Raw genomic sequence first — 17,219 nt, 5'->3', positions numbered from 1 at the left:
GAAGCGCTCAGGGTAGGGCCAGTTCGGGCGCACGGGGCGTCAATCATCAGGCTGGTAGCTGTAGGAGCCCTCCTATTAAGCGCAGACCTTTATCCGCGCTCACGCATAAAGAACCCGGCGACATATTTGCGAAAGGTCTCCAGACTCTTGAAGTCGGCCAAGCGTTTGAAGGTATCCGAACTGGGTTCGGGGCCAGTGGGCTGGGCTAACAACGAGACCGACAGCACGCGGTCGAGGTCCGAGCTCAGCACCAGTTCGTCCATTACCCGTGCACCGATCACCGGCCTGCGCATGACCACCCGCACCCCTTTGCCAGCCATCCAGTCGATCAAGGACACCAACATTTTCAAAGGCTCGCGTTCTTCGTCGCGGAACACCGGAAACAGGTGACCTTTGGAGAGTACCGGGACGGTGGCCACGTGGATCATTTGATAGAACTGGCTGCCTGCCGTCGCGGGCGAATAAATGGCCAGCGCCAGCAGCGGGCCAGTGCTTTTGGCGCCACCCCACAGCCAGTGATGCCCTTGAAAGTCGAACCCCGTGCCGCCGCCATTAGTGATGACCTTACGCCCGCGTATTTCCATGACGCAGTCGAGCAGCAGGCCATGGCGGCGCTGGTTAGCAAATACGGTCGCCTCTTGCAGACGCGCCTTGAGCATCAGCATATGCTTCATGTCGATGCGCGTTTCCAGATAGTTGCTGGCAGGAACGCGTTCTATAAGCGGGTAGCGGGTGGCAACGCTCCGCAGCTCGATGAACTGGCGGGTCAGGTCTTTTTTCAGGTCTGTGGCGTAGACGTTCAGGCCACTGGCCTCGATCAGGGTCAATAGCAGCGATAGCAGGCGTTGCTGGTCCTTGCGCGATGGGCCGGGCGCCGCGCCGCTGCCGGGCTCGGCCGCAGCGCTGCGGTATGCGCCCACCAGCTTTAACGCCATGTCTGGGGGCAACCAGGCGAGCGCGGGTTCAGCGTTGCCATCACCCTGCTCGCGCTGGGTGCGCTCACTTTTGCGCATCGGGCAGTCGGCAGCGTGTTCTGGGGTGCCGGGGTTGTTTTTTAGGAACAACGTACCGGTATTGCCATTGAGCGTGACATTCATCACCGGCAGGGTGTTGGGCTGGCAGTCACAGGCCAGCCATTGCCCTTCAGCACGCACTTTCAGTAGCCAGCGGTTAACTTGCAAACCCCGCGGGCCGTCCGCCAGACCTTGCTCGAAATCCTCCACCAACGCCTGCTCCGCTGCGGTCAAGGTGCGCACTAACGCGCCGTTCTTCTCGATGATTCTCATGGGCTGCAGGCTCAGTCCTGTTCGTTCATACAGTATCGGCCGAGGGCCGGCGAGGTGCAAGGACAGCCGCCAAGGTACCAGCGCCAATAGCCCTGGATTAGGCTTAGCAGTTCAGGGCGGACTGAGCAGATTAAACAGTACCTGTTGGGCTGCGCTGGAGCCGAGCACGCACGTTACGTCATGGCCGCAACCAGGCACGATGGTCAATCGTCGAGGCGCGTCCAGGGGCCGCTGGGCGTTCTCGGCGGCCACATAGGCCTGGGCGCGCTGAAGGCGGAAGGGCCCTTGAGCCATGGCGGCACAGGACTTGTCGAGAATTCGGTAGAAAGCACCGGGCGCCTGGCTGCTATCCAGGGCGCCCACCAAGTAGTCGATGGTCGCCGTTGCATAGCGTGACTTGGCTTGCGCAATGCCTTGCTCGAGCCAGGGCGGGGCGCCTTCCAGGCCATAGCGCCATCGGTTGCTGCCAGGGCAGTGGGCGACGGGGAAGGGTCGTGCAGGATCGAAGTACAGGTAGCTGCCAGGCGATGCCACGGCATAGCGCACTGCCTGGATGCTGTCAGGCGCGGCTTGGGCAAAGCCGATGTAGTGCTGGACCATCTGCGCACCCGCGGAAAACCCTACCACGGTAACTTGCCTCAAGCTCGGCCACTGTGCCGCCAAGTGGCGCAACAGCGCATCCAGGGCGCTGAAGGAGGTTACGGCTGGCTCGTTGTCGGCGGGCGCACCTTCCACCCAGGATCGGCAGGTCCACAACAGCTCATTGGTTTGCATAGCTGGCACATTTGGCCCTGTGCAGTGGGCCGCTGCGTCTTGACCCACTTGAAACTGCGGCGCGATCAACAGCGTTGTCGCGGCCCAGGGGCTCCCCTGCAAAGCCTGAGTAACGGCGTTGAATGAGCGCAGCGCGTCGCGCGGGTGGCCGTGCAGGACGATCAGGGCCGCCCGGGGGGCGCCGTTGTTGGAGCTGTAATAGTGCATCTGGCCGTGCCCCGGGACTGGCTCGAAAGCCAGATAATCCGCCGCCTGCGCGCCCAGCGCGGCGCATAGGCCGAAACATGCCCCCAACCAACGCAACATGCTCGCCACCTCGGGCTGACTGAAACCGCCAGTTAGCGGCCTGCCGGCACCCGCGTCAATAGGCGTCAGACATGTAGAGCCCGGCCTAAGGCCCGCATGGCGACTTCCTGAATGGCCTCGCCCAGGGTGGGGTGCGCATGCACGGTGCCGGCGATGTCCTCCAATGTCGCGCCCATCTCCAACGACAGGGCAAAGCCCGCCGCTAGCTCGCTTACGCTTTTGCCCACCGCTTGCCAGCCAAGAATCAGGTGGTTATCGGCACGGGCGACGACTCTGACGAAACCGTCGCTGGATTCCAGAGTCATGGCCCGGCCATTGGCCGCGAATGGGAAGCTGGCGACTTTGCAGGCTTGGCCCTGCACCTGTTCAGGGCTCAGACCCACCACCACCAGCTCTGGATCGGTAAAACACACAGCAGCAATCGCCGCTGGGCAGAACTCGCGATGTTGGCCGGCGATCACCTCAGCCACCACCTCACCCTGGGCCATGGCCCGATGGGCCAGCATCGGTTCGCCGGTAAGGTCGCCTATGGCCCAGACGTTGCGCATGCTGGTGCGGCACTGGGCGTCGACCTCGATGCACCGGCCGCTCATGCTCAGGCCGAGGCTCTCCAGGTTGTAACCGGCGGTGCGTGGGCGCCGGCCTATGGCAACCAACACCCGGTCGGCGTTGAGCGGGTGCGCGTTACCCGATGCGTCTGTCAATCTCAGGCACTGGCGCTGCTCGTCGTAGCTTTCGACGCGGTGCCCGAGGTGGACGCCGATACCCAAACGCTGCAGCCGTTGCAGGATCGGCGCCGTCAGCTCGCGGTCATAGGTGGGTAAGATCCTTGATTGCGCCTCGACGATGTCGACCTCACAGCCGAATTTGCGGTAGGCGATCCCCAGCTCCAAGCCAATATATCCAGCACCCACCACACAGAGCCGTCGCGGCAAGGTCGAGGGCGCCAGCGCTTGCGTGGAAGAAATCACCGACGCTGCCCAGGGCAGGCCGGGCAGCTCTACACTTTCGGAGCCGGTGGCCAACACCAGGTGCTCGCATTCGATACGCAGGTCGGCGCTGGCCACTTCAACCGTTTTGCCATCGACTATGCGCCCCTGGCCATGGATTACCTGCACGTTATGTTTGCTCAGCAAGGCGCCGACGCCGCTGGTCAAACGGTCGACGATACGGTCTTTCCACTGCACGCTGCGGGTGATATCCAACTGGGCGGCGCCCACCGAGATGCCCAGGCTAGCGTCTTGCTGCAGGCCGGCCAGTTCATGAAAGCGCTCGGCCACGTGAATGAGCGCTTTGGAAGGAATGCAACCTACATTCAGGCAGGTGCCACCCAGGGCCTGACTCTCCACCAGCAGGGTCGGCAAGCCCAATTGCCCCGCACGAATGGCCGCGACATAGCCGCCAGGGCCACCGCCGAGGATCAGCACCGAAGTGCGTACTGATTTCATGCGCGCTCCTCCAGGTCGATGAACAGGCACGCCGGCTGCTCCAACAGGCCGCGCAAGGCTTGAATGAACTGCGCTGCGTCCATGCCGTCGACCACGCGGTGATCGAAAGAGCTGGAAAGGTTCATCATCTTGCGCACCACGATCTGGCCATTGACCACCACCGGCCGCTCGACGATACGGTTGACCCCCACGATCGCCACCTCTGGCGTATTGATCACCGGGGTGGAGGCAATGCCGCCCAAGGCCCCCAGGCTGGTCAAAGTCATGGTTGAGCCGCTGAGCTCTTCCCGGCTGGCCTTGCCTGAGCGCGCGGCGTCGGCCAAGCGGGCAATTTCCTGGGCGCTGGCCCACAGCCCGAGGCTTTCGGCGTGGCGCAGCACCGGCACCATCAAGCCGTGGGGGCCTTGGGTGGCGATGCCGAGGTGCACGGCGGCATGCCGAACGATGCAGGGTGTGGCTTCCTGATCAAGATAATGGGCGTTGATTTGCGGAAACTCGCGAGCCGCCAGCACCATGGCGCGGAGCAAAAACGGCAGCAGGGTCAGGCGCCCCCGTTGCTCGCCGTGGCGTTTGTTCAAGTGCTCGCGCAGGGCCTCAAGCGCGCTGACGTCGACTTCCTCGACATAACTGAAATGCGCGACCTGCTGGGTCGCGGCCTGCATACGCTGGGCGATTTTGCGGCGCAGGCCCGTTACCGGTATGCGCTGCTCGCCGTCGCGTTCGGCGTAGGCCTGGCGGGCAGCGCTACCGGTGCTCGCCGAGTTCTGCAGGTAGTGATCCAGGTCGGTATGCAGTACGCGCCCGGCCGGGCCGCTGCCCTTGACGAAGCGCAATTGCACGCCATTGTCCCAGGCGCGTTGGCGGACGGCAGGCGAGGCCAGCGCTCGCTGGGGCGCTGGGGCGTCGGTTTGGACCGGTGGTGTGGAGGGAGTGGGTTGCGGTGCGACGCTGTGCGTTGGCTGCGGCGCATGTTCTGGTTCGGCTTTGGGCTGAGCTTCGGCGCTGGTCGACGCTGGGGCCTCGCGGTGGTTTCCTTCGCCTTCGACTTCGATGCGAATCAGCTCGCTACCGACGGCCAGGACTTCGCCCGGTACGCCCCCCAGTGCTAGTACCCGGCCGGCCACGGCACTGGGGATTTCGACGGTGGCCTTATCAGTCATCACATCGGCGAGGATCTGGTCTTCGCGAACCACATCACCGACCGCCACGAACCACTCGACCAACTCGACCTGGGCAATGCCTTCGCCGATGTCCGGCATTTTGATTACGTGAGTGCCCATTCAAACCTCCATAACGCGTTTAAGCGCTGCGCCGACCCGTGCAGGCCCAGGGAAATAAGCCCATTCCTGAGCATGGGGGTAGGGCGTGTCCCAACCCGTCACCCGTTCTATGGGCGCCTCCAGGTAGTGGAAGCAATGTTCCTGGATCAACGCAACCAATTCAGCGCCAAAACCACAGGTGCGGGTTGCTTCGTGAATCACTACGCAGCGGCCGGTCTTTTTCACCGATGCGACGATGGTTTCCAGGTCCAGCGGCCACAGGCTACGCAAGTCGATGACCTCGGCGTCGATGGCAGTTTCCTGCGCGGCCGCCAGGGCCACGTAAACAGTGGTGCCATAGGTCAGAATGGTGGCGTCCGCCCCAGGTCGCAGCACGGCTGCGCTATCCAGGGGGACTTGGTAATAGCCGTCTGGCACGGCACTTTGCGGGTGCTTGGACCAGGGTGTAACAGGGCGGTCGTGATGGCCATCGAAAGGGCCGTTGTACAGGCGCTTGGGTTCAAGAAAGATGACCGGGTCGTCGTTCTCGATGGCCGCGATCAGCAACCCTTTGGCGTCGTAGGGGTTGGACGGCATCACGGTGCGCAAACCGCACACTTGGGTGAAAATCGCCTCCGGGCTTTGGCTATGGGTTTGCCCGCCGTAAATGCCGCCACCGCAGGGCATGCGCACGGTCATCGGCGCGCTGAACTGGCCCGCCGAGCGGAAGCGCAGCCGCGCCGCCTCGGATGCAAGTTGGTCATACGCCGGATACACGTAATCGGCGAACTGAATTTCCGCCACCGGCCGCAAGCCATAGGCGCCCATACCCACGGCAATGCCGACGATGCCGCTCTCGGAAATGGGCGTATCGAACACCCGATTGCAGCCATATTTGGCCTGCAGGCCTTCGGTACAGCGAAAGACCCCGCCGAAATAGCCGATATCTTCACCAAAGGCCACCACGTTGGGGTCGCGCTCCAGCATCACGTCCATGGCCGAGCGAATGGCTTGCACCATGCTCATGACGCTGGTCGAACCCTGGTCGGCCGCTGCATCCAGTTGCCGTGTGTCGGTGCTCACGTTCATGGTTCAGACCCCCATCTGCTGACGCTGCTGGCGCAAGTGCTCAGGCATCTCTTTATAGACATCTTCAAAAATCGTCGCCGCACTGGCGACTTTTCCGCTGACCAGGGTGCCGTACGACTCGGCCTCCTTCTGCGCCGCCAGCACCTGGGCTTCGACTTCGGCCAGCAGTGCCTCATGGCGCTCGTCGGACCATTGGCCAAGCACAATCAGGTGCTGTTTCAGGCGCGCGATCGGGTCACCTAGGGGAAAATGCTGCCAGTCATCGGCTGGGCGGTATTTGGAAGGGTCGTCTGAGGTGGAGTGGGGGCCGGCCCGGTAGGTGACCCATTCAATGAGCGTAGGGCCAACATTGCGCCGCGCCCGCTCGGCCGCCCAGCGCGAAGCGGCATACACGGCAAGAAAGTCATTGCCGTCGACCCGCAGCGAGGCGATGCCACAGCCCACACCGCGGCCGGCAAAGGTGGTGGCCTCGCCGCCGGCGATCCCTTGAAAGCTGGAAATGGCCCACTGGTTGTTGACCACATTAAGGATGACCGGCGCGCGGTACACATGGGCGAAGGTCAGTGCGGTGTGGAAGTCCGACTCGGCAGTGGAGCCATCGCCGATCCAGCCCGAGGCGATTCGCGTATCGCCTTTGATCGCCGACGCCATGGCCCAACCGACCGCCTGGACGAATTGGGTGGCAAGGTTGCCGGAAATACTGAAGAAGCCATCTTCTTTATAGGAGTACATCACCGGCAACTGCCGACCCTTGAGGGGGTCGCGTTCGTTGGAGAACAGCTGGCACATCATGTCCAGTAGCGGTACGTCGCGCGCCATAAGAATGCTTTGCTGGCGGTAGGTGGGGAAGCACATATCGCTGCGCTGCAGCGCCAGGGCGTGGCCGCTACCGATGGCTTCCTCGCCGAGGCTTTGCAAGTAGAAGGACATTTTCTTCTGCCGCTGCGCCAGCACCATCCGCGTGTCGTAGCAGCGGGTTTTGACCATGGCGCGCAGGCCTTGCTGCAAAATGCCCAGCGGGATATCGGCGGCCCAGGGGCCTACCGCATTGCCGTGGTCATCGAGCACGCGTACCAGGCTCGCGGCCAGGGCGGCGGTGGCGGCGGGTTCCACATCAATGGGTGGCTTGCCCACAGCGCCCGCAGGGCTTAATGAAAGATAGGAAAAATCGGTAGGGCAGCCGGGGCGGCCGCTGGGTTCGGGGACGTGCAGTTGCAGCGGGGTGTAGTCATCCATGTTATCGCTACCCTAGGTCTTGTTATTGTGGGTTTGAGCGTTATATGAAGCGTAGCCCGATCAGGGCTGCTTGCTGATTATCCTAATCGCCAGCGATGCAAAATATTTCCCGGTTTCGGCCGAAAAAAGCGGCTGTTGTGCATGGTTTATGCGCGATATCGCATAAAAGGGAATTATTCATTCAATTAACAGGGCGCGTTCCACGGCCAGGGCGCCGAACGATACCGTAGGGTCGATGTAGCGCATCGCCGATTTCATGTCTTTCCAGCCCACGTAGCTCATCAGCGACTTAAGGTCCCAGCCGTTGGCGATGGCCCAGGTGGCAAAACCGCGCCGCAACGAGTGGCTGCTGTACAGCGCGGGATCGACCCCGGCCCCTGCGAAAATCCGCCGCAGCAGTGCCACCAGGCTGTTGCTGTTCAGACTGGACTCGGCCAGGTGGCCCCAGCGGTCAAGCTTGCGAAAAACCGGGCCATGGGCAATCCCAGCAACCGTCAGCCAGTCGATGTACGCCTGCACCGGGCACAGGGTTTTAAGGGCCGGGGTGCTGTAGTGGGTGCCCACGTGCTGCCGGTCCGCTTTGCTGTGGGGCAGGTACAGGGTCATGCCTACTCCGGCGTTGGCCTGGATGTCCTGCACCTGCAAGCGCGCCAGTTCGTCACTGCGAAAACCCCGCCAGAACCCTAGGAGCACTAGGGCCAGATCGCGACGGGCGCGCATCTGCATAGGTAGGTCATGCAGGGCGGCGCCCTGTTGTGCCTGCCGCTGTAGGTGCTGTACGACTTGCTTGAGGTGTTCGATCAATAACGGGGCGGCCTGTTTCTCCTGGGCCGGGTGCAAGGCGCGAATGCCTTTGAGCACCTGCCGTACCACTGGCGCGCGGGTGGGGTCGGCAAAGCCTTGGGTAGCATGCCACTGGGAGAGAGCCGCTAAGCGCAGCTTCAAAGTATTGATGGAATGACTGGCCGCATGGTCGGCCAGATAGCGCGCCACGCTTTCAGCCGTTGCGGGCAGCAGACCACCCCAGTTCACTTCGAAATGCTCAACAGCGGCCTGATAACTGCGCCGCGTGTTGTCACGTGTACCGGCCGCCAGGTAGGTCGCTACATCACTCATGTTCAGCCCCATAAGATGCGATAACGCTCGATTATTCTATCTTTGAATTATGTTTTAAAGTAGGAATAAAAGTGGTTTCGTGGTACATATTTTCACAATACGTAATACAGTACGAAATTGATGGAGCGATCATGGCCCGAGGCGGCGTAAACAAGGCATTAGTTATCAAGGCGCGGGAGTCCCTACTGGCCCGTGGCGAACATCCAAGCATCGATGCAGTCCGGGTGGCACTGGGCAATACCGGGTCGAAGACCACGATCCATCGCTTTCTCAAAGAGTTGGAGCAGGCTGAGGGAGGCGCCCCGGCAGTGGCCCCGTCTCTCAACGACGAGCTCGCGGGCCTGGTCAGCGGCTTGGCCGAGCGTATCCAGGGCCAGGCAGCCGAGCAGGTAGCCCATATGCAGCGCCAGTACGCGGTGCAGCACGCCGAATGGCGCGAACGCCTGGATGCCGCCGAACAGGCGCTTGCAGAGGCCCGCCAGCACATCGCCACGCAGGCGCAAGCGCTGAAGGTGGCGGACGAGCAGGGCCAGGCTTGGCACAGCGCGCTGCAAACCGAGCAAACCCGTAATGCCCAACTGAACCAAGCCAATGTCGACCTGCAGCGACGCCTGGATGAGCGCGCTGAACACGTGCAATCTTTGGAGGACAAGCACCGCCATGCTCGCGAAGCCCTGGAGCATTACCGGGGCGCGGTGAAAGAACAACGCGACCAGGAACGTCAACGGCACGAAGGCCAGGTGCAGCAAGTGCAGGCGGAGTTGCGGTTGCTGCAGCAACAATTGGCTGTACGCCAGGAAGCGCTCACCTCGCTCAATCGCGACAATGAACGGCTGGCATTCCAAGCTGCAGCGGCCGAAGCCAGCCAAGCGGCGCTGCAGCAAGAGTACGGGCAAACCCGCCAAGCGCTGGAGGCATTGCAACTCAGCGCGGCACAAACCCTGGGGGCGAACGCCGAACTGCGCCAGCACAATACCGCCCAGGCCAGCCAACTGGCGGCCCTGCACGTCGAGCTCAGGGAGCAGGGGCTATTGATTCAGGCCCAAGCCCAACGCTTGGCTGAAACGACGCCCGCGGTCTTTTGACCTTGCCGGGCCGCGGCAAGAGCTCGGGGCTGAGGCCCCTCCTACGGGCGTGGCTTGAATTGGAGGGGGGGTTGCCCCCGATCTTTTGACCTTTTTTTTCCGCGCCAGCCCCGCAGAAGGCTGAGTCGATGCCGACCGTAGGACCCTTCCGCTCGTGATCTAAGAGCATTCCTATAGGTGCGATAGCCAGCGCTCACTAGAGTGTTTTCGCCTTGCTACACAGGCTGTAAACCTCTATTCAGGCGGCGCCGTCCCATCAATCTACGTTCAGACGGGCGCTCATTCTTGTAGGAAATTTCTTGTCGTGTTAAATCCATCAGAGGAGGCCCTGACCGGTCATCACACGGAGTATTCCAGCATGCGCAGCAAAGAACCCCGCTCGCTTAACACCGCTTCGAAGTTCAGTCGCTTGCGTTTGATGTTGCTGGATGACCACGACTTCATTTTGCAGGGCCAGGGTGCGGTGTTGGCCCAGTATCGCGATATTGAAGTGGTCGGTGCTTTCACCCGCGCCCTGGACTTGCAGGCTGCGTTGCGCAGTGAAACCGTGGATGTGGTGGTCATGGACTATTGCCTGGGCCCCGAAGAGGTCGATGGCCTGAACCTGATCCGCGCCCTGCGACGCAACCACCCGAGCGTTTCCCTGTTGGTCCTATCGGCGCTTTACGACCCCGCCACCGTGGCACTGGCGCTGCGCTTTGGCGCCCATGGTTTTATCGGCAAAAACCAGCCCAAGGAAGTCCTCATTGCGGCCTTGCGCAAGATCGCCAACGGTCAGGTGTACCTGCACCAGGACATGGATGCGCAATTAGGCGAGCACGACATCCCCACAATCGCCCAGGGTTTTGCCGCGCAGACGCCGGGAGACATGGAAGGCGCCGTCAGCTCCGCCAAGTTAAGCCCGCGTGAGTTGGAAGTGATGCGCTGCTGCCTGCAAGGCATGACGGTAACGAGCATATCGGAGAAGTATAAACGCAGCGTTAAAACCATCAGCACTCAGAAGCGCTCGGGCATGAGCAAGCTAGGGGTGCGCACCGATATTGAGTTGTTCAAGCTGCGTCGCCAGCTTGAGCCGTCGTCGTGAGGGCCTGGCCTTTAGCGGCCCTGCCTTTAGCGGCCCTGCTGGTTGGCTGCATGCTGACGCCAATTGCATCGGCCATGGAGGCGCAGCTGTTCACTGAGGCGGAACGTGAGTGGATGCGTCAGCACCCGACGGTACGCTACGCCATCGATCCGTATTGGCCCATGGAATACGTCGAAGGCGGCCAGCTCAAGGGCCTGACCCGGGAATACCTGGCGCACATCGAGCGCATCAGCGGCCTGCGTTTCGAACGGGTCGAGACGCCTGACTGGCAGGCCACCCTCGATGGCCTTGCCAATGGCCAAATCGATCTCAGCACGGCCGTCTCCCAAAGCCTGCTGGGGGAGGCCGAGCGCAAGCGATTGCTATTGACGGAGCACTATTTCGCCGGTTCTTCGCTGGTGATCACCCGCTTTGGTGAGCCCATCATGTACACCGGGCAAAAGCTCAATGGCAAGATTGTCGCAATCAAAGGCGGCGGCGGGTATGAGCGCTACCTGCGTGAACACTACCCGGCTATCAAGTTACGCCCCATCAACGATGTCAGTGCGGCATTGACGGCCCTGGCTGCGGGGGAAGTGGATGCGGTGGTAGGTCTCGATTCGGCCCTGCAACCCATGATTCGCCGCCAGTTTCTCGGCACTCTGCACGTGGCCGGGGTGCTCTCGGAAATGCCTGTCGTGGTCGCCATGGGGGTATCACCCCTGCAGCCGCCGCTGCGCTCCATTATTGACAAGAGCTTCAGCCGACTCACGGCGCAGGGCACCGATAGTATGGTGGACCGATGGATTGCCGGCACTGACTACGGTGCGCCGTCCTGGGGCTCGATCCTGCGCTACTACCTATGGGAGCTGGCCGCGTTCGCGTTGTTCATTCTGCTGCTGGCCCTGTTCGCCCAGCGTGCGCGGCGTGCGCAACGCGCTGCGCAAGACAGCGAAGCCGACAAATCGGCATTTCTGGCCATGATGAGCCATGAAGTGCGCACCCCGATGAACGCGGTATTGTCGGCGGTCGAACTACTGGGCCGTACGCCATTGCAACCCAGCCAGCGCCAGTTGGCGGAGCTGGCCAGCCATTCGGCCGTCAACTTGCTGGAACTGCTCGATGGTGTACTGGATGCGTCGCGTCTGCAGGCCGGCAAGCTCGACTTGGCCCAGCAACCCCTGGACCTGATCGCCCTCGCCGAGGGGGTGGCCGCGCTGCATCGGCTCGGCGCCGAGGCCAAAGGGGTCAGCCTGGCGTGCCAGACTCGCGGCCTACAGGGCCTTGCTGTGCAGGTCGACCCGTTGCGCATGCGCCAGATCCTCTCCAACCTACTGTCCAACGCCGTGAAATTCACCCCGGCCGGTGCCATTCGCTTGAACCTTGAGTACCAGGCCCGCAATGCCGAAAGCGGCACCCTGCGGATCACGGTCAGTGACAGCGGCATCGGTATTGATGAACATCAGCAGGCCGACCTGTTCAAAGCGTTTGCCCAGGCCGACCGCTCCACCAGCCGCCGTTACGGGGGCAGTGGGCTCGGCTTGTCGATCTGCAAGCAGCTGGTCGAGCTAATGGGCGGGCAGATCAGTCTGCACAGTCGCCTGGAGCAGGGCACCAGCGTGACCCTGACGTTGCCCGTAGCGGTAGCACCGCTGGCGGCACAGACGCTAACCGATGGTGACGACACGGTACGCGCCCCCTGGCCGGCACGGATTCTTGTGGTGGAGGATCAGCCGGTCAACCAGCAGGCGATTGCCGCACAGCTGCAAGCTTTGGGCTATCACTTCTGCCTGGTTGAGGACGGCCCGGCCGCGTTGGCCGAGTTAGCCTCGGGGCAGACCTACCACCTGATGTTGCTCGACTGCTACCTGCCAGGCATGGACGGCTACAGCCTGGCCGGCGAGGTGCGTCAGCGCGAACGCGAGGGCGGCCTGACAGCCTTGCCGATCATTGCCATTTCCGCAGCCACCGACGCCCAGCATCGGCTGCGTTGCGCCGACAGTGGCATCGACGCTGAATTGAGCAAACCCTTGCGCCTGGGGCCACTTAGCCAACTGCTAGCGATGTGGCTGGCACCCCCGCCGCCAACGCCCGCGCAGCAGGACCCCATGGTACAGCTGCAGCAGGTGTTTCTGGATGCCTGTGCCGAAGACCTGGAACAGTTGAAGGTGTGCCTCGCCGGTGGCGATACCCTGCAGGCTCTGCACCACACCCATCGTATTCATGGCTCAGCGCTGACCGTGGGGGCTAGGTCCATTGCCGACATCGCGCACGTCATCGAGCAGCGCCTACGCGAAGACGATGACCTCGGTTGGGAGTGGCAGCGAGCCCTCAACGCACTGGAAGACGCCATCCGTAGCTGGGCGCCGGGCGGCGCTGCGCTTGCTGCCACCCCACCCTCGGATGCCAAACACGCAACCCACCCGTAGGAGGGGCCTCGGCCCCGAGCTCTTCAGCGGCTACGCGGTGTGGGAAAATATGTCGCTGACCGTAGGAGGGGGCCTTGCCCCCGAGCTCTTGATCTTCAACCCACACACCAGAGCAAGAACTCGGGGGCAAGGCCCCCTCCTACGTGGCGGTGTGTAGGCGGCGGGCCTCGGTCAGCATGGATATCGTCAGTTTGCGCACCTCCAACTTGCTGACCTCGATATGCGAGCGCAACAGGCGCAAGGCTTCATCGCGTTTGCGGGCTTGCAAGGCCTTTAGGATCGCCGCATGTTCAAGGTAGGTCTGTTCGATGCGGGCGCTCTTGAAGAAGTCCAGGCGCCGCACGATACGAATGCGTTCGGTCACATCCACGTGCACCCGGGCCATCTCGGTGTTGCCGGCGGCATCGAGTAAGCCCGTGTGAAACTGCTCGTCCAGGTCCGCCACCACTTGCATATCGGTGTGGCGCTGGCTGGGCTCGACCAGCCATTGCTCACGCAGCGTCGCCAGGGCAGGGTGCACGTGCGCGGCGGCGCAGATGCGCTCGATGGCCGCCGACTCCAATACGATTCGCAAGTCGTAAAGCTGGTCGATCTGCCCAAAGTCCAGGGCCCGCACCGACCACCCCCGGCGAAACTCCACGTCCAAGTAACCCTCGCGCTGCAAGCGATACAGGGCATCGCGCACGGGGGTGCGGGAAACCTGGTAACGCGCGGCCAGCTGGGTTTCGGTGAAACGGTCATGGGGCAGCAAGTAGAAGTCGAAAATTTCCTGTTTGAGGCGGCGGTAGACCTCTTCGGCCAGTGCATTCGTTGCGTACAGCGTGCTCAAGGGGTTCCCTCCAGCGTACTCAGGTCGATACTGACGTGGGCGGCGACCACCTGCCAGCGCCCATCGAGGCGCGCCCAGGTTTGCATCTGCCGCCCACGCCGGGTGGTGACGCCATCGCGAAACTCGGTACTGACCGTGGCGAAGTCCTCGCCGAAGGTGCTTACCACCGTCTGTTCCAAGCGACGCCCGGGGCCCACCGGGGTGCACGTGCGCCGGTAGGCGGCGATGTCTGTCGCGCCGTAGAGGTTCTCGGCCACGCCAAAGCGCACAGTGTGGGCTGAGTCCCAGAAGTAGTCATCCAGGGTTGTTAGCTCGTTGGCCAGCAGGGCCCGTTCGTAGTCGTCGAAAGCCGCGCGGACCGCAGCCACGACCTCGGGTAGATTGATGGCGGGCTTGGTGCTCATGCTTCACTCCTGTGGAAGGCGGCCTGCAATGCGGCCAGCGGCGCTACCCGGCCGACGATGCCGCCCTGTGCGGTGATCATCGCCAAAGTCGCGCGTTTGAATTCGGCAAAGTAGCTTTCAGTGGCGTCTTCCACCAGCAGGCAGCGATAGCCACGGTCATTGGCTTCGCGCAGGCTGGTCTGTACGCACACCTCGGTGGTGACCCCAGCCACGATCAAGTGGCTGATACCGGCAGCCTGCAAGCGCGCTTCCAGGTCGGTACGGCAGAACATGCCTTTGCCGGGTTTATCGATCACCCATTCGTGGGCCAGGGGGGCCAACTCTGCAATGATCTGGTTACCGGGTTCGCCGCGCACCAGGATTCGCCCCATGGGCCCGGTGTCGCCAATGCGCAATCCGGGCAGGCCGTGTTCGAGCTTGGCGGCGGGGCAATCGGCCAGGTCGGCGGAATGGGACTCGCGCGTATGAATCACCGTCATGCGTTGCTCGCGCGCCAACGCCAGCAGGCGCTGCACGGTGGGGACGATCGCTTGTAGCGGGCGTACGTCATTGCCCAGCGCGGCACCGAAACCGCCCGGCTGGAGAAAATCACGCTGCATGTCGATGATCACCAGGGCGGTGTGCTCGGGGGCAAAGGCAAAGGGGGAGGGCTGGGCGTTGACCTCGATCATGCGGGCTCCGGCGTGTGTTGCTCGGCCCCCGCCATATGGCGGCCGAGTTGGTTGCGATCGGCTTGACTGGCCAGGGTCTCGAACACCAGTTGGCCTTCGTGAATCACGGCGATACGGTCGGCCAGGCTGAGCAGCTCGTCCAGGTCCTCGCTGAGCAGCAAGACCGCGCTACCGCCGTTACGGGCATCGAGCAGGCGCTGGTGAATTAGCGCAACCGAGGCGAAGTCGAGGCCGAACACAGGGTTGGCGACGATCAGAACCGCGACCTCAGCGTCCAGCTCGCGCGCCAGCACGGCCCGCTGGACATTACCGCCGGACAAGGTGCCGATGGGCCGTTGCGGGTCGGCCGGGGTCACCTGAAAGCGCTCGATCAAGCCCTTGGCCTGGGCGGCGACGGCCTGGCGGTCGATGCGCCAGCCTTGGCGGCACAGCGGCGGCTGGTCGAAATTGCGCAAGGCCAGGTTATCGGCAACGCTCATGCCTGCGATGCAGGCATTGCGCAGGGGCTCTTCCGGCAGGCTGTAGACTCGCAGGCGTTGCATCTGGTCGCGGCTGGCATGGTACAGCTGGTCGTTGATAAACACTTGCCCAGCTTGAATGGGGCGCTGGCCCAGCAAGGCTTCCGTCAGCTCGCGTTGGCCATTGCCGGAAATCCCGGCGATGCCAAGAATCTCCCCGGGGAGTACTGCCAGTGATAGGTCGCGCACGGCCAAGGTGCCTTTGTCGCCGACCACGTCGAGGTGCTTCACCTGCAGGCGTGCCGAGTGTTCGCCCACTGGTTGGCGCGCTGTGTCCAAGCGATGGCTTTGGGCATGTCCCATCATCCAGGTCGCCAGGCTTTGCGGGGTGCTTTGCGCCACGCTGGTGCTGCCGACCCAGCGGCCTTTGCGCAGTACCGTGACATCGTCGGCGTAGGTGCTCACCTCACGGAATTTGTGGGTGATCATCAGCACCGTTAGCTCGCCGCCATGGGCCATGTCGCGCAGCAGCCCCAGCACTTCATCGGCCTCTTGGGGGGTCAATACCGAAGTGGGCTCGTCGAGGATCACCAAGCGGCGCTGTAGGTACAGTTGTTTGAGGATCTCCAGCTTTTGTTTTTCTCCCGCCGCGAGGCTGCTGACCGGGCGTTCGATGTCCAACTGCAAGGGCATGCGCGCCATAAACTCGCGCAGGCTGGCGCGTTCGTTGCGCCAGTCGATCCGCCAGGGCAGGTCGCCCCGGGCCAGTAGCAGATTCTCGGCGATGGTCAGGCCCGGCGCCACGGTAAAGTGCTGGTACACCATACCGATGCCCAAGGCATGGGAGTCGCGCGGGCTGCGCAGGCTGCATTCGCGATTATTCACCAGGATGCTGCCGGACTGCAGCGGGTCGTAGCCAATGATGCCTTTGACCAGCGTGCTTTTACCCGCGCCGTTTTCCCCCAGCAGCGCGTGTACGCTGCCGGCACGGACCTTGAACGAGACGTCATCGAGGGCTTTGAACTGCCCGTAGGTTTTGCTCGCGCCGATGGTTTCCAGGCTCAGGGCACGCATGTTCAGCGCTCCAGCAGGTCGATCAGTTGCTTGGAGTGCGCCACTGCCCCGAACACGCCGCCCTGCATCTTCACCATGCTCAACGCGGCGGCATGGTTGGCCGGGTCGGTGGCACCGCAGCAGTCTTCCAGCAGTACGCATTCGAAGCCACGGTCGTTGGCCTCACGCAGGGTGGTGTGCACGCAGACGTCGGTGGTGATGCCGGTGAGGATCAAATTGGCGATGCCACGAGTGCGTAGAATCAACTCCAGGTCGGTGGCGCAGAACGAGCCCTTGCCCGGTTTATCGAGAACGATCTCCCCAGGCAGCGGCGCCAGTTCTTCGATGATCTCCCAGCCCGGCTCACCGCGCACCAGGATCTTGCCGCAGGGGCCGGGGTCGCCGATCCCAGCACCGATGCGTTGCGAGCGCCAGCGTTTGTTGGCCGGCAGGTCGCTGAGGTCGGGGCGGTGGCCTTCGCGGGTATGGATCACCAGAAAGCCCTGCGCGCGCAGCGCTGCCAGCAGCGCCTTGATAGGTTCGATCGGCGCCCGGGTCAGGGCCAGGTCATAGCCCATGCTGTCGACGTAGCCGCCGACGCCACAGAAGTCGGTCTGCATGTCGATCACCAGCAAGGCGGTGTTACCGGCATGCAACTCGCCGTTCCAAGGCCAAGGGTAGGGTTGCGCGTCCAGATAGCGTTGGCTCATGGG

At 62.9% G+C, this 17,219-nt stretch carries 14 protein-coding genes and 2 pseudogenes; 3 read left to right on the top strand and 13 right to left on the bottom strand.

Annotated elements, in window-relative coordinates:
• Positions 1–89: 89 nt before the first annotated feature.
• From QCL65_RS14045 to QCL65_RS14010, 8 genes and pseudogenes are all read right to left on the bottom strand, one after another.
• Positions 90–1,286: a hypothetical protein gene (locus tag QCL65_RS14045; protein WP_407309579.1), complete on the bottom strand. Its 1,197-nt coding sequence runs from the start codon at positions 1,284–1,286 to the stop codon at positions 90–92.
• A gap of 111 nt (positions 1,287–1,397) precedes the next feature.
• Positions 1,398–2,366 (bottom strand): hypothetical protein, encoded by a 969-nt coding sequence (locus QCL65_RS14040; RefSeq protein ID WP_407309577.1) that lies wholly within the window; start codon positions 2,364–2,366, stop codon positions 1,398–1,400.
• Positions 2,367–2,431: 65 nt separating this feature from the next.
• Positions 2,432–3,814, bottom strand: a complete 1,383-nt coding sequence (gene lpdA / locus QCL65_RS14035; RefSeq protein WP_407309575.1) for a dihydrolipoyl dehydrogenase — start codon at positions 3,812–3,814, stop codon at positions 2,432–2,434.
• Positions 3,811–4,515 (bottom strand): annotated as a pseudogene (locus QCL65_RS14030) (dihydrolipoamide acetyltransferase family protein); the annotation flags it as partial. The pseudogene QCL65_RS14030 and the gene lpdA, both read right to left, overlap by 4 nt.
• A gap of 71 nt (positions 4,516–4,586) precedes the next feature.
• Positions 4,587–5,094 (bottom strand): annotated as a pseudogene (locus QCL65_RS14025) (biotin/lipoyl-containing protein); the annotation flags it as partial.
• Positions 5,095–6,099, bottom strand: coding sequence for an alpha-ketoacid dehydrogenase subunit beta (locus QCL65_RS14020; protein ID WP_407316853.1), 1,005 nt, complete (start codon positions 6,097–6,099; stop codon positions 5,095–5,097).
• 66 nt (positions 6,100–6,165) lie between these two features.
• Positions 6,166–7,398, bottom strand: coding sequence for a 3-methyl-2-oxobutanoate dehydrogenase (2-methylpropanoyl-transferring) subunit alpha (locus tag QCL65_RS14015; RefSeq protein WP_407309573.1), 1,233 nt, complete (start codon positions 7,396–7,398; stop codon positions 6,166–6,168).
• 177 nt (positions 7,399–7,575) lie between these two features.
• Positions 7,576–8,514 carry a site-specific integrase gene (locus QCL65_RS14010; RefSeq protein WP_407309571.1) on the bottom strand — a complete coding sequence of 313 codons (939 nt, stop codon included), beginning with the start codon at positions 8,512–8,514 and terminating at the stop codon, positions 7,576–7,578.
• Between the two features lie 131 nt (positions 8,515–8,645).
• Here QCL65_RS14010 and QCL65_RS14005 point away from each other — a divergent pair, with 131 nt between their 5' ends.
• The 3 genes from QCL65_RS14005 (at position 8,646) to QCL65_RS13995 (ending at position 13,091) form a co-directional block, all read left to right on the top strand.
• On the top strand, positions 8,646–9,599 hold the full coding sequence (locus QCL65_RS14005; RefSeq protein WP_407309569.1) for a DNA-binding protein: 954 nt from the start codon (positions 8,646–8,648) through the stop codon (positions 9,597–9,599).
• Between the two features lie 358 nt (positions 9,600–9,957).
• Positions 9,958–10,683 carry a response regulator gene (locus QCL65_RS14000; RefSeq protein ID WP_407309567.1) on the top strand — a complete coding sequence of 242 codons (726 nt, stop codon included), beginning with the start codon at positions 9,958–9,960 and terminating at the stop codon, positions 10,681–10,683.
• A 50-nt stretch (positions 10,684–10,733) separates the two neighbouring features.
• A complete protein-coding gene (locus QCL65_RS13995) occupies positions 10,734–13,091 on the top strand; it encodes an ATP-binding protein (RefSeq protein ID WP_407309565.1) in 2,358 nt (785 codons plus the stop codon).
• A 139-nt stretch (positions 13,092–13,230) separates the two neighbouring features.
• On the opposite strand, the gene QCL65_RS13990 is transcribed toward QCL65_RS13995, so the two are convergent.
• From QCL65_RS13990 to QCL65_RS13970, 5 genes are read right to left on the bottom strand one after another with little or no spacing between them, the layout of a single operon-like run.
• Entirely contained in the window at positions 13,231–13,920 is a 690-nt protein-coding gene (locus QCL65_RS13990) for a GntR family transcriptional regulator (RefSeq protein WP_407309563.1), read from the bottom strand.
• Positions 13,917–14,324, bottom strand: a complete 408-nt coding sequence (gene hpxZ, locus QCL65_RS13985; RefSeq protein ID WP_407309561.1) for an oxalurate catabolism protein HpxZ — start codon at positions 14,322–14,324, stop codon at positions 13,917–13,919. The genes QCL65_RS13990 and hpxZ overlap by 4 nt, the downstream gene beginning before the upstream one ends.
• On the bottom strand, positions 14,321–14,995 hold the full coding sequence (locus QCL65_RS13980) for a cysteine hydrolase family protein (protein WP_407309559.1): 675 nt from the start codon (positions 14,993–14,995) through the stop codon (positions 14,321–14,323). Before QCL65_RS13980 ends, hpxZ begins: the two co-directional genes overlap by 4 nt.
• A complete protein-coding gene (locus QCL65_RS13975; protein WP_407309557.1) occupies positions 14,992–16,527 on the bottom strand; it encodes an ABC transporter ATP-binding protein in 1,536 nt (511 codons plus the stop codon). The genes QCL65_RS13980 and QCL65_RS13975 overlap by 4 nt, the downstream gene beginning before the upstream one ends.
• Positions 16,528–16,529: 2 nt before the next feature.
• A complete protein-coding gene (locus QCL65_RS13970; RefSeq protein ID WP_407309555.1) occupies positions 16,530–17,216 on the bottom strand; it encodes a cysteine hydrolase family protein in 687 nt (228 codons plus the stop codon).
• Between the last annotated feature and the right edge of the window lie 3 nt (positions 17,217–17,219).

Origin of the sequence: Pseudomonas sp. nanlin1 (assembly GCF_045571515.1) — a bacterium.
Classification (GTDB): domain Bacteria; phylum Pseudomonadota; class Gammaproteobacteria; order Pseudomonadales; family Pseudomonadaceae; genus Aquipseudomonas.
Note: the sequence above shows the minus strand (reverse complement) of the source record. Positions and strands in the feature narration are given on the sequence as shown.

Excerpts from the sequence above, each read along its gene's own strand:
- QCL65_RS14045 (WP_407309579.1), bottom strand. The coding sequence starts at position 1,286 with ATGAGAATCATCGAGAAGAACGGCGCGTTAGTGCGCACCTTGACCGCA.
- QCL65_RS14040 (WP_407309577.1), bottom strand. The coding sequence starts at position 2,366 with ATGTTGCGTTGGTTGGGGGCATGTTTCGGCCTATGCGCCGCGCTGGGC.
- lpdA (WP_407309575.1), bottom strand. The coding sequence starts at position 3,814 with ATGAAATCAGTACGCACTTCGGTGCTGATCCTCGGCGGTGGCCCTGGC.
- QCL65_RS14020 (WP_407316853.1), bottom strand. The coding sequence starts at position 6,099 with ATGAGCATGGTGCAAGCCATTCGCTCGGCCATGGACGTGATGCTGGAG.
- QCL65_RS14015 (WP_407309573.1), bottom strand. The coding sequence starts at position 7,398 with ATGGATGACTACACCCCGCTGCAACTGCACGTCCCCGAACCCAGCGGC.
- QCL65_RS14010 (WP_407309571.1), bottom strand. The coding sequence starts at position 8,514 with ATGAGTGATGTAGCGACCTACCTGGCGGCCGGTACACGTGACAACACG.
- QCL65_RS14005 (WP_407309569.1), top strand. The coding sequence starts at position 8,646 with ATGGCCCGAGGCGGCGTAAACAAGGCATTAGTTATCAAGGCGCGGGAG.
- QCL65_RS14000 (WP_407309567.1), top strand. The coding sequence starts at position 9,958 with ATGCGCAGCAAAGAACCCCGCTCGCTTAACACCGCTTCGAAGTTCAGT.
- QCL65_RS13995 (WP_407309565.1), top strand. The coding sequence starts at position 10,734 with ATGCTGACGCCAATTGCATCGGCCATGGAGGCGCAGCTGTTCACTGAG.
- hpxZ (WP_407309561.1), bottom strand. The coding sequence starts at position 14,324 with ATGAGCACCAAGCCCGCCATCAATCTACCCGAGGTCGTGGCTGCGGTC.
- QCL65_RS13980 (WP_407309559.1), bottom strand. The coding sequence starts at position 14,995 with ATGATCGAGGTCAACGCCCAGCCCTCCCCCTTTGCCTTTGCCCCCGAG.
- QCL65_RS13975 (WP_407309557.1), bottom strand. The coding sequence starts at position 16,527 with ATGCGTGCCCTGAGCCTGGAAACCATCGGCGCGAGCAAAACCTACGGG.
- QCL65_RS13970 (WP_407309555.1), bottom strand. The coding sequence starts at position 17,216 with ATGAGCCAACGCTATCTGGACGCGCAACCCTACCCTTGGCCTTGGAAC.